We start from the raw sequence: 14,634 nt of genomic DNA, 5'->3' as shown, positions 1-14,634 counted from the left end.
CGCCACGCGGCCGGGCCAAATGGTCTATAGTGATGCCTCTCTACAAAAACCAGACTTCCCATGAAATTCGACGTCGCAATTGTCGGCAGCGGCCTCGCCGGCCTGACGGTGGCGCTGCACCTGGCCCAGACGCGCCGGGTCGCCATCATTTCGAAACGTGAACTGCTGGACGGCGCCAGCAACTGGGCCCAGGGCGGCATCGCGGCGGTGCTCGATTCGGGCGACAGCCACGACCAGCACATCGCCGACACCCTGGTCGCCGGCGCCGGCCTGTGCGACGAGGGGGCCACGCGCTTCATCGTCGAGCACGGACGCGAAGCGATCGAATGGCTGATCGCGCAGGGCGTGCCGTTCACCCGCGACGAGTCGGCCGAACTGGGCTTCCACCTGACCCGCGAGGGCGGCCACAGCCAGCGCCGCATCATCCACGCCGCCGACGCCACCGGGCACGCGGTCCAGGTCACGCTGGAACAGAAGGTGCGTGCGCACCCGAACATCACGCTGTTCGAGCACCATTGTGCGATCGACCTGATCACCTCCGACAAGCTGGCCGCAATGGGCGTACCAAGTGGCGTTGGCGCGCCCCAGCCGGTCGGCCAGCCGCACTGCCACGGCCTGTACGTGCAGGACACCCGGAGCAGCAAGGTGCTGACCGTCGAGGCCGCCCACTGTGTACTGGCCACCGGCGGCGCCGGCAAGGTCTACCTGTACACCACCAACCCCGACACCTCCACCGGCGACGGCATCGCCATGGCCTGGCGCGCCGGCTGCCGCGTCTCGAACATGGAGTTCATCCAGTTCCACCCGACCTGCCTGTACCACCCGTATGCCAAGTCATTCCTGATCAGCGAGGCGGTGCGCGGCGAAGGCGGACTGCTCAAGCTGCCGCCCGAGGCCGGGGCGGCGGCGGGCACGCGCTTCATGCCGGCCCACGACGAGCGCGGCGAACTGGCCCCGCGCGACGTGGTGGCGCGCGCGATCGACTTCGAAATGAAAAAGCGCGGCCTGGACTACGTCCACCTCGACATCACGCACCAGAGCCCGGAATTCATCCGCGAACACTTCCCCACCATCCACGCGCGCTGCCTCGAACTGGGCATCGACATCACCAAACAGCCGATCCCGGTGGTGCCGGCGGTGCACTTCACGTGCGGAGGCATCGTCACCGACCTGACCGGGCGCACCGACATCGCCGGCCTGTACGCGGTCGGCGAAACGGCCTGCACCGGCCTGCATGGCGCCAATCGCCTGGCCAGCAATTCGCTGCTCGAATGCCTGGTGATCGGCCGCGCCTGCGCCCAGCAAATCGCCGCCGCGCCCAAGCGCGAGGAGCCGACGCTGCCGGCCTGGGACGAAAGCCGCGTCACCAACGCCGACGAGGAAGTGGTCATCGCCAACAACTGGGACGAGCTGCGCCGCTTCATGTGGAACTACGTGGGCATCGTGCGCACCACCAAGCGCCTGGAACGCGCCCAGCACCGCATTGCGCTGCTCAAGGATGAGATCGACGAGTACTACCGCAATTTCCGCATCACGCCAGACCTGCTCGAGCTGCGCAACCTGGTCGAAGTGGCCGAGCTGATCGTCGGCAGCGCGCTGCAGCGCCGCGAAAGCCGCGGCCTGCACTATTCGCGCGACTACCCCGACACCCTGCCCAAGGCGCTGCCCTCGGTGCTCACGCCGCCGCGGCGCTAAGCGCTCGCGTCTCATCCGCCCGCGCCGCCGCGGGCGGTTCGGTACGTTCCTGCCCATGACCCGCAAGCTATCCTTCTCGACTGCTGTCCTGCTCACCATCCCGCCCCTGCTCTGGGCGGGCAATGCCATCGTCGGGCGCCTGGTGCGCGACGCGGTGCCGCCCATGACACTGAACCTGCTGCGCTGGCTGGGCGCGCTGGTGCTGCTGCTGCCGCTCGGGCGCGCCGCTTTCCGCTACAGGAGCAGCATACTGGCCAACTGGCGCCGATACAGCATGCTGGGCCTGCTCAGCGTGTGCCTGTATAACTCGCTGCAGTACCTCGCGCTGCACACCTCCACGCCGATCAACGTCACCCTGGTCGCCTCCGGCATCCCGGTCTGGATGCTGCTGATCGGTCGCCTGTTCTACGGAGTGCCGGTCCGTGCGCGCCAGGTGACCGGCGCGCTGCTCTCGATCGCCGGCGTGCTGGTGGTCCTGTGCCGCGGCGACTGGCACCAGTTGGCCGCGTTGCGGCTGGTGGCCGGCGACCTGTACGTGATCCTGGCGACGATTGCCTGGTCGTTCTACAGCTGGATGCTGCTGCAGAAGAATGACGAGCCTGCGCTGCGCGCCGACTGGGCCGCGTTCCTGCTGGTGCAGGTTGGCTTCGGCGTGCTGTGTTCGCTCGGCCTGACCGGGGCTGAGGCGGCACTGACGGGCATCCACATCGCGTGGAGCTGGCAGCTCGCCGCGGTGCTGCTGTACCTGGCGATTGGCCCGGCCATTCTCGCCATGGTCTGCTGGGGTGCTGGCGTGCAGCGCGCCGGGCCCGGCATCAGCGGCTTCTTCATCAACCTGACCCCGTTGTTCACTGCGCTGCTCTCGTCCGCCTTCCTTGGCGAGCTGCCGCACCTGTACCACGTGATCGCGTTTGCGCTGATCGTTGGCGGCATCGCCTGGTCGTCGCGCTAGTGTCCGGAATTGCTGATTCGTTGAAAAAATAGATTTGGCGGAATCAAGCTGGGACAAGGAACAATGCGCGCAAGGCCGAGGCCTTGCGCGCATTTGTGAGGCAGTATCAGTGGTGATCAAGTGTGCCGCTTTCGATCCAAAGCAGACCTCCGTGCTTCCACATCGAGCTATACGCACGCCGGAGCCCACAGGCACCCAGGAACGAAAGCAACTATGAAATATGCTACGTAAGACCAAATGCAAACTGCTGCTATCCGGAGCAGTTTCGCCGCCCACGAACGTTCAAAATAGCTTGCGGCCAAAATTGCTGCTCCTAATGCAAGAAGGAGTGCAATAGGCTCCAAGCCCTTGGGTAACGGCCACTGCAATCGGTACTCCCCGTACATCAGCGTGATCTTGGTAGCAGGAACACATCCTGTTGCGAACACAATCGCTATGATGTCCAGTTTTTGATCGGGTTTGTTTGAGTTCCTAGCATGTCCGAATGACTGCTTCTGGCCGACTGTTGCCTGTCGCGGTCGGCAATACCCGACCATTGCAGGCGCTTCGTGCCTCTTCTCATGCAGAGAAGTAGCCCGACACCCCAATCCCGACCGTGGAAAAATACGGCACTTCTTTGTCGTCGTTGTCAGTCCTCCAGAAAGCCAGCTCAAGAGAGGGAAAGATATACGTGTATCCGAGTTCCGGATCGGTTTCGTCAAGTTTGGCACGATGTTCGACCTCACGGATTAGGACCGGCGCCGCTGTAGCAAAGACCGGTAGCCCGAACAGAACCGCCTCAAAGTTGTGGCCGTTAGATAGTTCGATGAACGCAACCGTAGGTTGGTCACCTTCGTAGAACACCTGGAATCCATTCTCGAACCACGCGTCGGTTGGATACCTCGAGTCTGGCGTCTTATAGAAGCTAGACGTTGGTGTGCCGAGGGCTGCAAGCACCGCTTCTCGACTTGCCCCAAGACGGATGAGACTGAGGCCGTTCAGCGGATCGAGGACAAATTCCTTTTTCATCAACATCCTTCGTCTATGGATTGAACGAGTCCGCACATCCGCTCTGGTAGAGAGTCCGCTTTTGGCGATAGCGGTCGTTCGTCGAGGCTTCAGTCTAGGGCTCATGTTACTCTGATTGCAAGTTAAGATTTTGTTAGGCGCTCTAAGCGCGCCTGGCGGCGGCGCCGTCCAGCGCCTGCCCAACCCGCTCCTGCGCACTTGTCAGCGCCCGCAGCATCGGCCGGTCGATCACGCGGCGCATGCGGCGCGCCGGATCGAGGTCCCACAGGCCCATCGGCATCCAGCGCCCGGGCGCGTGCCAGTCGAACATGCCGATAATCGGGTAGATGCACACCCCGCGCAGCGGCACTCCGGCTTCGAGCAGGAACGCCACCTCATCGGCCAGCTCCCGCATCCAGCCGGCGCGGTTCTCGCCCCAATGCGCGGTCTCCGAGATCACGATGTCTGTGCCAAAGCGGCGCCACACCCTGAGCACCAGTTCGCGCAGCGGCAGGCGGCGCGGATCGTCGTCGGCGAGCCAGGTATCGTCGGCGCCGATCTCCCACTGTGAATTCCAGAAGTAGTTGATGCCGATGACATCGAGGTGATCCGGCGAGCCGCCCAGCTCCGGGCGTGCCCGGCCGCACAGCATGTCCCAGCTTTCGAAGACCCCGCATTCGTTGACATGGCGCGCCGCCTCCTCGGATGCCGGGTCGTCCGCGCAGGGTGCGAGATTGAGGATTGGGTCGGTATTGAGAAAGCGCGCATCTGGCGCCTCGGCCCGGATCGCGTCGATACCGCAGATGGCCGCCCGCACGAAGGCCACCTTGAACTCTTCATGACAGCCCACCACATGCGGCGCGAAGCGCCCCGCCTGCCCGGCCGCCCATGAAAAATACGATGGCTCGTTCATCGGCGTGAACCACAGCGGGCCGTCGCTGCGATTGCGCAGGTAGCGCGCGCAGGCCGCGCAGTAGTCGGAAAAGCGTTCGGCGAAGCCTTCCGACAGCGGGTCCAGGCCGCGCGGCAAGCCGAAATGACAGAGGTCCCACACCACGTCGACCCCGTGCCTGCGTGCGGCCCTGGCCATCGGTTCGACCGAGGAAAAATCGAAACCGCCTTTGCCACGGTCCACCACGGGCCAACGGATGCCGTCGCGCACCGCATGGATGCCGACTTCGCACAGGCGCCGGTAGTCGGCGTCGACGTACTTCAGGTGCGAAGTGGCCTGCACCATATCCACCCAGTCGCCGTCGCGGTTGTAGCCTGCCATGCACTCGAACCCGCCGAGGAAGAAGCTCCTGAACATAGGCCACCCTCCCTTCCGCTTATTGGAACATCACGTTCGGACAGATGGGCGCGCAAAACGTTCAGCGCGACTTGCTGGCTGGATTGCCTGGGGCGGCGCACGGAGGGGCGTATCCGGAAACGTGTTCCGGTCCCAACGGCAACGGTGATACGATCCCGACCAAATTGAGGATGCAACATCATGGCCGAAGGATTCACCATTCACGACCACGCGCAGGCGCTGGCGGACTTCCTGGCACGTTATCCGTACGCGTTGTTGCTGACCGGCGCCGGGCTGTCGACGGCGTCAGGCATCCCCGATTACCGCGACCGCGACGGGGTCAGGCGCGGCAAACTGCCGATCCAGGGTCCGGAATTCCGCAAGTCAACCGACGTGCAGCGGCGCTACTGGGCGCGCAGCATGGTTGGCTGGCCGCTGCTCGCGAACGCACGGCCGAACGCCGGCCACTTCGCCATTGCTCAACTTCAAGTGCAGGGCCGTCTGGGACCGGTGCTCACGCAAAACGTTGACGGCCTGCACCAGCAGGCTGGCAGTCGCGACGTCATTGAACTGCACGGCAATATTCACACGGTAGTCTGCCTCGTGTGCCACTCCCGCTTTGCACGCGCCGATGTCCAGACTCAGTTACTCGACGCAAACCCTCAACTGGCCGGCGCACTGGCCACGCCGCTGCCCGATGGCGACGCCCGGCTCGAACCCGAAGCGCTGGAACAGTTCCGGCTGCCCTGCTGCGCGCACTGCGGCGGCGCACTCGCACCGGATGTGGTGTTCTTCGGCGACGGGATTCCGCCCGCGCGCAGCGCACAGGCGCAGGCCCTGATGGAGGCCGCGGACGCGCTGCTGGTCGTCGGGTCTTCGCTGATAGTCTATTCGGGCTACCGCTTCTGCCGGATGGCAACCGAAACCGGCAAGCCAATCGCCGCACTCAACCTCGGCCGCACGCGTGCCGACCATCTGATCAACCTGAAGATCGAGCAATCCGTCGAGCGCGTCCTGCCGCTCGTGCCAAGGCTGCTGTAAAGCCGGCGGCGGTTCGCTACTTTCGAGGAGGAATGCCGTGATCAACGCACTAACCAACATATTGCCGACTACTCGCGCGTCAAACGGCTGGCGCAACGCCGTGCTAGTGGCCGGTCTTGGCATGGCAGCGTCCTACCTGTTTGTGCGCGCCAAAACCCGACAGGCAGAGCGCGAGCATCCGCCACAGGGCAAGTTCGTCGAGGTCGACGGTGTGCGCCTGCACTACCTGGAGCGCGGCCGCGGTCCCGCGCTGGTACTCTTGCACGGAAACATCGTCGCCTCGGATGACTTCGACCAGAGCGGCGTGATTGATCGTGCTGCCGAACGCTACCGCGTCATCGCGTTCGACCGTCCTGGCTACGGTTACAGCGAACGCCCACGCACAACCCTGTGGACACCGCAGGAGCAGGCGCGGCTGCTGCACCACGCGCTGCAGGAGCTCGGCGTGGACTCGGCGCTGGTGCTTGGGCACTCGTGGGGAACGATGGTCGCGCTGGCGATGGCGCAGGACGTGCCCGATTTCGTGCGGGGACTGATCCTGCTATCGGGATACTACTACCCCAGCTTGCGGCTGGACGTCCCGCTGATGTCGCCGCCGGCGATCCCGGTCCTTGGCGACCTGCTGCGCTACACGGTGTCGCCGCTCGTCTGGCGCCTGCGCTGGCCGCTGATGGCAAAGTTCATGTTCTCGCCGCAGCCGGTTCCGGAGCGCTTTTGGCGCATTCCGCCATGGCTGATGGTCAACCCGCGCCAGCTGAGGGCCAGCGCCGCAGAGAGCCTGCTCATGGTGCCATCGGCAATGGTGCTGTCCAGGCACTACGCGGAACTGAAAGTACCGGCGGCGATTGTCGCTGGCACGCACGACAAGATGGCCAGCTTTAAGCACAACGCGGAGCATCTCGCCGAACAGGTTCCGGAAAACGAGCTGACGCTCGAGCCCGGTGTTGGGCACATGACGCATTACGCGCACCCGGAAAAGGTGATGGAGGCGATTGATGCCATGGCGGCGGCGGTTGGTGAACCGCCGGCGATTCGCAGTCCGCGTGCCGAGGCGTTGGCGCGTGCCAGCGAAAGCGGGGTGTAGTCAGGGGGGCAAGCGGATGCCAACACCGGGCAAACGTACCGCGTGCGCACAGGTGCGCACCCTACGGATTGTTCAGCGCTACGGCTTAAGCCATCGTAGGGTGCGCACCTGTGCGCACGCGGTTCGCGAAGGCGGCTCAGCGAAAGATCATCCGCAAGTCACTCCACAATGCGCAACGAATAGTCGGTGGCCCGCACATCCTTGGTCAGGCTGCCGATCGATATCCGGTCCACACCCGTCTCCGCGATGGCGCGCACGGTCTGCATGTTGATGCCGCCGGAAGCCTCGAGCAGCGCCCGGCCTGCATTGACCTTCACCGCCTCGCGCATCGACTCCAGATCGAAGTTGTCCAGCAGGACCGATGTGGCGCCCGCAGCCAGTGCCTCCTGTAGTTCCGCAATCGTCTCGACCTCGATCTGGACCGGCACCCCAGCGCCAAGCGCGTTCGCCGCCTCCAGCGCGCGGGTCACGCCGCCAGCGGCCGCGATGTGGTTTTCCTTGATCAGGATGCCGTCATACAGCGCCATGCGCTGGTTCTTGCCGCCGCCGACACGCACCGCGTACTTCTGCGCCAGGCGCAGCCCCGGCAGCGTCTTGCGGGTGTCGAGGATCGCGGCATTGGTGCCGGCCACCACGTCGACGTACTTGCGCGTCGCCGTCGCCACGCCCGATAGCAGTTGCATGAAGTTGAGCGCCGCGCGCTCGGCCGTGAGCAGCGAGCGCGGCGATCCTTCGATCGTGCACACCACCGAATCAGGCGCCATCAGGTCGCCCTCGGCGTAGTTCCAGTCGATATCGATCGACTGGTCGATCGCCAGCATCACGCCTTCGAACCACGGCGCGCCGCACAGCACCGCCTGCTCGCGCACGATCACGCGCGCCTGCACCCGGGGCTCTTCCGGAACCAGCTTGCCGGTCAGGTCGCCGCTGCCGACGTCTTCCAGCAGCGCCGCCAGGATATTCTGCTCGAAAGCCGCCTGCAGCTTGTCGTCGAACTCATTGTAGGGATTGCGCAGGGTCGTCATGCCGGGCCCACTCCCGAGAACAGTTTCGCTTCCGTTTCCAGCGAACCGGTCGGCAGCGCCTTGGCCTTCTTGGCGGCCGCAAAATCCAGCATGCGGTCGATCGCGCGCACCGCCTGGCGGCCGATTTCGGGGTCGACGAAGATTTCGTTTTTGCCGCTTTCGAGCACTTCGACCAGATTCTGCAGGCCGTTCATCGCCATCCACGGGCAGTGCGCGCAGCTCTTGCAGGTTGCGCTGTTGCCGGCCGTCGGCGCCTCGATGAAGTGCTTGCCCGGAGCAGCCATGCGCATCTTGTGCAGGATGCCGTTGTCGGTGGCGACGATGAAGGTGGTGGCGTCCATCGTCTGCGCGGCATTGATCAGTTGGGTGGTCGAGCCGACCACGTCCGCCTGCGCCACGACCGAAGCCGGCGATTCGGGGTGCACCAGCACCTTGGCGTCCGGATGTTCGGCACGCAGCAGGTCCAGTTCGACGCCCTTGAATTCGTCGTGGACCAGGCACGAGCCCTGCCACAGCAGCATGTCGGCCCCGGTCTTCTTCTGGATGTACGCACCCAGGTGGCGATCCGGCGCCCACAAGATCTTTTTGCCCTGCGCGTGCAGGTGTTCGACGATATCCAGGCCGATCGACGAGGTCACCATCCAGTCGGCGCGCGCCTTGACGGCAGCGCTGGTGTTGGCGTACACGACCACCGTGCGGTCGGGATGCTGGTCGCAGAACTTTGCAAACTCGTCGGCCGGGCAGCCCAGGTCGAGCGAGCAGGTGGCGTCCAGGTCCGGCATCAGGATCGTCTTTTCCGGGCTCAGGATCTTGGCGGTTTCGCCCATGAAGCGAACGCCAGCCACGACGAGGGTCTTGGCCGGGTGGTCGCGGCCGAAGCGCGCCATTTCCAGCGAGTCCGAGACGCAGCCGCCGGTTTCTTCTGCCAGATCCTGCAGGTCGGCATCCACGTAGTAGTGCGCGACCAGCACCGCCTCGCGCTCCTTGAGCAGGCGGCGGATGCGCTCCTTGAGCTCAGCCTTTTCATGGGCGGACGGGATGGCGGGAGTGCGCGCCCAGGCTTCTGCGGTCGAGCAGACGCCACCGAGCGGACGGTCGTATTCGAAGGTTTTGATGGGTTGGGTGTTCATGCGAATATGATCTCACATTGCGTGAGAACGTGCCGGGCTGGGCATAAGGTGTTACGAACGGCGAGCGCTGGTTGAACGCGTGGGCGGGAGACCCGCCCACCCTACAGGATACGCAGCGTGTCGCGTAGGGTGGGCAGATTTCTGCCCACGCGTTCAAACAGTGCCAGCGCAGCCGATAAATCAGTCGATACCCTGGCTCTGCAGGTATTCCTCGTAATTGCCGCGGAAATCGATGACCTGGCCATCCTTCACTTCGAGGATGCGCGTGGCCAGCGAGGACACGAACTCGCGGTCGTGCGACACGAAGATCAGCGTGCCGGCGTACTTGTCGAGCGCGATGTTGAGCGACTCGATCGATTCCATGTCCATGTGGTTGGTCGGCTCGTCCAGCAGCAGCACGTTGTGCCGGCCCAGCATCAGCTTACCGTACATCATGCGGCCCTTTTCGCCACCGGACAGCACGCGTACCGACTTCTTCACCTCGTCGCCACCGAACAGCAGGCGGCCCAGGATCGAGCGCACGGCCTGGTCGTCGTCGCCTTCCTTGGTCCACTGGCCCATCCAGTCGGTCAGGGTCGCGTCCGTCGCGAACTCCTCGGTCGGGTCCTGCGGCATGTAGCCGGGGTTGGCGTTTTCCGCCCACTTGACGCGGCCGGTATCAGCCGCCAGGCCCGTGATCTCTTCACCGCCGATCGAACGCAGCAGTGTGGTCTTACCGGCGCCGTTGGCGCCGATGATCGCGATGCGCTCGCCCGCCTCGACCATGATCGAGAAGTTTTTGAAGATCTGATGATCGTATGCCTTCGACAGGCCCTGGGTCTCCACCGCCAGGCGGTGCAGCTTCTTCTCGCCTTCGAAACGGACGAACGGATAGGCGCGCGAGGACGGCTTGAATTCCTCGATCTTGATCTTGTCGATCTGCTTCAGGCGCGAAGTGGCCTGGCGTGCCTTGGACTTGTTGGCCGAGAAGCGGCGCACGAAGTCCTGCAGTTCGGCGACCTTCTCCTTGGCCTTGGCGTTGTTGGCCAGCTGCTGGTTACGTGCCTGGGTCGACGCTTCCATGTAGTCGTCGTAGTTACCTGGATAGACCTTCAGCGTGCCGTAGTCCATATCCGCGACGTGCGTGCAGACCTGATTCAGGAAGTGACGGTCGTGCGAGATGATGATCATGGTCGAGTTGCGCTCGTTGAGCACGTTCTCGAGCCAGCGGATGGTGTGGATGTCCAGGTTGTTGGTCGGTTCGTCGAGCAGCAGGATGTCCGGATCGGAGAACAGCGCCTGCGCCAGCAGCACCCGCAGCTTCCAGCCCGGCGCCACGGCGCTCATTGGGCCCTGGTGCAGGTCGGACGCGATGCCCACACCCAGCAGCAGCTCGCCGGCGCGCGCTTCGGCGGAGTAACCGTCGTATTCGGCGACCTTCCCCTCCAGATCGGCGGCGCGCATGTAGTCGTCATCGGTCGCGTCCGGGTTGGCGTAGATCGCGTCGCGCTCGCTGATCGCGTTCCACAGTTCGGTGTGGCCCATCATGACCACGTCAAGCACGCGCACGTCTTCGTATGCAAACTGGTCCTGGCGCAGCTTACCCAGGCGCTCGTTCGGATCAAGCATGACGTTGCCTGCCGACGGTTCAAGGTCGCCGCCGAGGATCTTCATGAAGGTCGACTTGCCGCAGCCGTTCGCGCCGATCAGGCCGTAGCGGTTGCCGTCGCCAAATTTGACGGAAATGTTCTCGAACAACGGCTTGGCGCCGAATTGCATCGTGATGTTGGCTGTACTTAGCACTGGTAGGAAACCTTTAGAAGCAGAGTTTTCGATTAACCGCGCATTTTAACATTTTGCGGTGCGCCTGGCGCGGTTGTCTGACCCATCGGCGGCGGCGATGCTCTCCGTGCTCTGTTTGACAAGTGTCGTGGCGTGCGAAGCCTGCATGTGCAAGAGTGTTAGAGTGTCAAACAGGAGATCACCATGGAGCCGAGCATGGACTTCGAAGAGCAGATTACGGCGCGAATGGCGAAAGTCGAGCAAGAACTCGCCGTTATCAAGTCAAATTACGCGACCAAAGCCGATGTGCTCGAAGCGAAGAACAGCATCATCATGTGGGTGATCAGTGCGGTGTTTCTTGCACAGGTGCTACCTGCGCTTCTGAAGCAATTCGGCCAGTAAGGCTTAGCCGCGCAGCAAGTCACGCAGCTGGTAATACCAATAGGTCAACTGCGCAGCGGCGAGACCGGCACGGCCACCCGTTGCAGCAAGGCCCCAGCGGCCAAATTCCGACAGGGCAGCAGAATCGCCCTCGATCGCCTCAGCCAACAATTCGCCGGCCAGTGTCGTCGTCGCCACGCCATGCCCGCCAAAGCCCATCCCATACCACATGCCGTCCGGCAGGCGACCGATCTGCGGCATCTTATGACGCGCGTAGCTCATCAGGCCACTCCATGCATGCTCGATCCGCACTCCCGCCAGTTGCGGGTAGACCTTCAGCATGTCCCGGTACAGCAACCGGGCGACCACGTCGGGCTGTTTGTCGCTGACCGAAATCCGCCCGCCCCACAGCAGGCGCGTATCCGCTAAGGGCCGGTAGTAGTCGAACGCGAAACGGGTGTCGTAGACTGCGGCGTCGGTGCGGATCGCGCCCGCGAGCCGCTCGCCGAGTGGCTCGGTCACGATCACGTAAGTCGCGACCGGCAGGACCGCTGCCGCGAGCCGAGGATGCAAGCGGTCGATATATCCACCACAGCACATCACCAGTTCGCGCGCCCTCACCTCGCCGTGCGCGGTGCCGATGTGCCAGGCCGCGCCAGCGCGCCCGATGCGTTCCACCCTGCTCCGTTCATGGATCGCCACGCCGTTCCGGCTGGCTGCGCGCGCCAGCCCCTGTACATACTTGAGCGGGTGGAAGTGGAAGGCATCCGGCTCAAACAGGCCGCCGAAGTAGCGTCGCGTCTCGAGCATGCCGGCCAGTTCGCCGCGCGACAGGCGCTGCCACTCCACGCCGAGTTCGCGCGACATGAAGCGCTGCTGTTCGTCGAGGATGCGATCGTCGTCGAACCAGTTCGCCAAGATGACGCCGGCTTCGCGCAAGTCGCATTCGATTTCGTGGGAAGCGATGCGGCGCCGGATGGTGCGGCCCGCATCCAAAGTCTGGTGGTACAGCCTGCGTCCGGCATCCTTTCCGGCGGCTGCGAGGAGACTGCGCTCACCCAGCGAAAAACCGCCGAACACGAAGCCGCCGTTGCGCCCCGACGCGCCGAATCCCACGTGCTCCGCTTCGAGGATCACGATGTCGCGCACGCCGCGTTCAAGCAGCGACATGGCAGTCGCCAACCCGGCAAAACCGGCGCCGATAATGCAAACGGCGCACTCGCGCGCGCCGTTCAATGCATCATAACGGATGGGCGAGCAGGTCGCCCTGTAGTAGTCCTGCGGTGCCAGCCGGTCACGCACGGTGCACGGTCGGATAGTCCGACAGCGTGAGCGTGAACCGGCCGCCGCGCGAGACCACCTCCGCCTGCGCGCCGAACGGTATCGTCGCACGGCGCGGGATATGCCCGAACGGCAGTCCCACCAGCACCGGGATCGGCAGCAGGTTACGCAGATAGGCGAGCATCACGTCGAAATCGTAGCCGTTGTCGTGGGGGCTCAGGCGGTAGCGCGAAAAGTCGCCCAGCACCAGCGCCTTCTGCCGCGCCAGCACGCCGGACTGCATCAGCTGCAGCAGCATGCGCTCTACCCGGTACGGATGTTCGGACACGTCTTCGAAGAACAGGATGCCGCCTTCGATATGCGGAAAGTATTCGGTCCCGAGCAGCGACACGAACATCGCCAGGTTGCCGCCCCAGATGGTGCCCTGCGCTTCGCACTCCGGATTGCCGGCGCTCGCGTCATCGCTTTCTATGGCATGCGTCGGCCCGGCCAGGCAGCTCCAGAACTGCTCCATCGTGTAGTCCACCGGCTCCGGGTTGGTGAAGTCGTCGCAGATCATCGGGCCGGCATAGCTGATGGCGCCAGTCTTGGCCATCAGCGCCATGTGCAGCGCAGTGATGTCGGAGTAGCCGACGAACACCTTGCCGCTCGCGGCGAGCAAATCATAGTCGATGTGCGGCAGCAGGCGCGTGATGCCGTATTGACCGCGCAGCGCCATCACCACTTGCACCTGCGGGTCGGTTGCCGCGGCATGTAGCTGCGCCAGGCGCGCCGAGTCGGTGCCACCGAAACGCTGGTGCACTTTTTGGTGTTCGTAGTAGCTGTGGACGACGCAGCCTTGGGCGCGCAGGCGCGCGATGGCGCGCTCGACCGCGTCACCGTCAGGTGCGGCGCCGCCAGTCGCGGCAACCGCGATACCGATGTTAGGTGTGATCACTGTTTGACGAATAGCCGGGGTGTTGAATCCGGCGTCATCTTACCGTGCGCATGAGCGTCGATCAAGGCGATGATCCGCTCCAGCAGCTGTCCGGGCAGGTCGTGCCCCATGCCCTCGATGACTTCGAGGCGCGCGCCCGGGATCTGCTCGGCAGTGTCGATGCCGCAGGCGACCGGCACCAGGGGGTCGGCGGCGCCATGGATCACGAGGGTGGGCACAGCGATGGTGCCCAGCAACGCGCTACGCTCGCCCGAGGCGGCCACGGCCAGCATCTGGCGCGCCACGCCCGAGGGACAGCAGCAGCGCCGCAGCGCGCGCGATACGCGCCGCCGCAGCAGCTTGTCGGGCGTCGGGTAGGCCGGGCTGCCGATCGCCTTGAACAGCGCCAGCGCGTGCTCGATCATCGCGTCGCTGTCGGCCAGGCGCGGCGGCCGGCGCAGCAGCGCCCGGCGCGCTAGCCGGGTCGGACCGGGCAGTCCGCGCCGGCCGCTGCTGGACATGATCGAGGTCAGGCTCAGAACCCGGCCCGGGTGGCGCGCCGCGAGGATCTGCGCAACCATGCCGCCCATCGAAACGCCGACCACGTGCGCGCGCGCGACGCCGAGCGCCGACATCACGCCAAGCGCGTCGTCGGCCATGTCGTCGAGTGTGTATGGCGGGCGCAGCGGCCAGCCGATCTTCGATTTGAGCCAGACCAGCGCGAGGTTGGGCGTGCCGGCGCGGTCGAACTTGGTCGACAGGCCGCAGTCGCGGTTGTCGAAGCGGATCACGTAAAACCCTAGGTCGGCCAGGCCTTCGACCAGCTCGTCCGGCCAGGCTGTGAGCTGCATGCCCAGGCCGTGCACCAGCAGCAGCGGCGCGGCCTTCGGGTCGCCGGTTGTATCGAAGGCGATGCGAATTCCGTTTGCACTCAGGGTAGGCATGGCAGACCACCGACGCCGGGGCCGCCCACGAGGGGCGGTATGCGGCACAAAACGAATGCGAGAAACAAGCTGAAATCTCCTGCCACCGGGCGGCGGCGACCTGGAAACCAGCATACCATTTTTGCCACGGCGACGGCGCTCGTGGCAAT

13 protein-coding genes are annotated in these 14,634 nt (G+C 64.6%); 5 read left to right on the top strand and 8 right to left on the bottom strand.

The window, feature by feature from the left end; genetic code table 11:
• The first annotated feature begins 60 nt into the window (after positions 1–60).
• Both nadB and E4O92_RS02220 read left to right on the top strand, forming a co-directional pair.
• Entirely contained in the window at positions 61–1,695 is a 1,635-nt protein-coding gene (nadB, locus tag E4O92_RS02225) for an L-aspartate oxidase (protein WP_135188115.1), read from the top strand.
• A 55-nt stretch (positions 1,696–1,750) separates the two neighbouring features.
• Complete coding sequence (locus tag E4O92_RS02220; protein WP_135188114.1) at positions 1,751–2,647, top strand: DMT family transporter; 897 nt, start codon at positions 1,751–1,753, stop codon at positions 2,645–2,647.
• 558 nt (positions 2,648–3,205) lie between these two features.
• On the opposite strand, the gene E4O92_RS02215 is transcribed toward E4O92_RS02220, so the two are convergent.
• Entirely contained in the window at positions 3,206–3,655 is a 450-nt protein-coding gene (locus E4O92_RS02215) for a hypothetical protein (protein WP_135188113.1), read from the bottom strand.
• Between the two features lie 142 nt (positions 3,656–3,797).
• A complete protein-coding gene (locus E4O92_RS02210; protein ID WP_135188112.1) occupies positions 3,798–4,943 on the bottom strand; it encodes a family 1 glycosylhydrolase in 1,146 nt (381 codons plus the stop codon).
• A gap of 180 nt (positions 4,944–5,123) precedes the next feature.
• Between E4O92_RS02210 and E4O92_RS02205 the strand changes: the two genes are divergently transcribed.
• A complete protein-coding gene (locus E4O92_RS02205) occupies positions 5,124–5,963 on the top strand; it encodes an NAD-dependent protein deacetylase (RefSeq protein ID WP_135188111.1) in 840 nt (279 codons plus the stop codon).
• Positions 5,964–6,000: 37 nt separating this feature from the next.
• Complete coding sequence (locus tag E4O92_RS02200; RefSeq protein WP_229482954.1) at positions 6,001–7,047, top strand: alpha/beta fold hydrolase; 1,047 nt, start codon at positions 6,001–6,003, stop codon at positions 7,045–7,047.
• A 158-nt stretch (positions 7,048–7,205) separates the two neighbouring features.
• Here E4O92_RS02200 and nadC read toward each other — a convergent pair whose 3' ends face one another.
• The 3 genes from nadC to E4O92_RS02185 form a co-directional block, all read right to left on the bottom strand.
• Positions 7,206–8,072 (bottom strand): carboxylating nicotinate-nucleotide diphosphorylase, encoded by an 867-nt coding sequence (gene nadC / locus E4O92_RS02195; RefSeq protein WP_135188110.1) that lies wholly within the window; start codon positions 8,070–8,072, stop codon positions 7,206–7,208.
• Positions 8,069–9,202 carry a quinolinate synthase NadA gene (gene nadA, locus E4O92_RS02190; RefSeq protein ID WP_135188109.1) on the bottom strand — a complete coding sequence of 378 codons (1,134 nt, stop codon included), beginning with the start codon at positions 9,200–9,202 and terminating at the stop codon, positions 8,069–8,071. The genes nadC and nadA overlap by 4 nt, the downstream gene beginning before the upstream one ends.
• A 180-nt stretch (positions 9,203–9,382) precedes the next feature.
• On the bottom strand, positions 9,383–10,984 hold the full coding sequence (locus E4O92_RS02185) for an ABC-F family ATPase (protein ID WP_135188108.1): 1,602 nt from the start codon (positions 10,982–10,984) through the stop codon (positions 9,383–9,385).
• A gap of 195 nt (positions 10,985–11,179) precedes the next feature.
• Between E4O92_RS02185 and E4O92_RS02180 the strand changes: the two genes are divergently transcribed.
• Positions 11,180–11,365, top strand: a complete 186-nt coding sequence (locus E4O92_RS02180) for a hypothetical protein (RefSeq protein ID WP_167759670.1) — start codon at positions 11,180–11,182, stop codon at positions 11,363–11,365.
• Positions 11,366–11,368: 3 nt separating this feature from the next.
• Here E4O92_RS02180 and E4O92_RS02175 read toward each other — a convergent pair whose 3' ends face one another.
• Genes E4O92_RS02175 through E4O92_RS02165 form a run of 3 tightly spaced genes read right to left on the bottom strand, consistent with a single transcriptional unit; the run spans position 11,369 to position 14,485 of the window.
• A complete protein-coding gene (locus tag E4O92_RS02175; protein ID WP_167759671.1) occupies positions 11,369–12,634 on the bottom strand; it encodes an NAD(P)/FAD-dependent oxidoreductase in 1,266 nt (421 codons plus the stop codon).
• Between the two features lie 4 nt (positions 12,635–12,638).
• Positions 12,639–13,562 carry an LD-carboxypeptidase gene (locus E4O92_RS02170; protein ID WP_135188106.1) on the bottom strand — a complete coding sequence of 308 codons (924 nt, stop codon included), beginning with the start codon at positions 13,560–13,562 and terminating at the stop codon, positions 12,639–12,641.
• On the bottom strand, positions 13,559–14,485 hold the full coding sequence (locus E4O92_RS02165; protein ID WP_135188105.1) for an alpha/beta fold hydrolase: 927 nt from the start codon (positions 14,483–14,485) through the stop codon (positions 13,559–13,561). Before E4O92_RS02165 ends, E4O92_RS02170 begins: the two co-directional genes overlap by 4 nt.
• Between the last annotated feature and the right edge of the window lie 149 nt (positions 14,486–14,634).

It is taken from the genome of Massilia horti (genome assembly GCF_004614195.1).
Lineage (GTDB): Bacteria > Pseudomonadota > Gammaproteobacteria > Burkholderiales > Burkholderiaceae_D > Telluria > Telluria horti.
Note: the sequence above shows the minus strand (reverse complement) of the source record. Positions and strands in the feature narration are given on the sequence as shown.

Bases quoted from the DNA above. Each gene is read 5' to 3' on its own strand.
- E4O92_RS02215 (WP_135188113.1), bottom strand. From the start codon at position 3,655: ATGAAAAAGGAATTTGTCCTCGATCCGCTGAACGGCCTCAGTCTCATC.
- nadA (WP_135188109.1), bottom strand. From the start codon at position 9,202: ATGAACACCCAACCCATCAAAACCTTCGAATACGACCGTCCGCTCGGT.
- E4O92_RS02180 (WP_167759670.1), top strand. From the start codon at position 11,180: ATGGACTTCGAAGAGCAGATTACGGCGCGAATGGCGAAAGTCGAGCAA.
- E4O92_RS02165 (WP_135188105.1), bottom strand. From the start codon at position 14,485: ATGCCTACCCTGAGTGCAAACGGAATTCGCATCGCCTTCGATACAACC.
- nadB (WP_135188115.1), top strand. From the start codon at position 61: ATGAAATTCGACGTCGCAATTGTCGGCAGCGGCCTCGCCGGCCTGACG.
- nadC (WP_135188110.1), bottom strand. From the start codon at position 8,072: ATGACGACCCTGCGCAATCCCTACAATGAGTTCGACGACAAGCTGCAG.
- E4O92_RS02210 (WP_135188112.1), bottom strand. From the start codon at position 4,943: ATGTTCAGGAGCTTCTTCCTCGGCGGGTTCGAGTGCATGGCAGGCTAC.
- E4O92_RS02205 (WP_135188111.1), top strand. From the start codon at position 5,124: ATGGCCGAAGGATTCACCATTCACGACCACGCGCAGGCGCTGGCGGAC.
- E4O92_RS02220 (WP_135188114.1), top strand. From the start codon at position 1,751: ATGACCCGCAAGCTATCCTTCTCGACTGCTGTCCTGCTCACCATCCCG.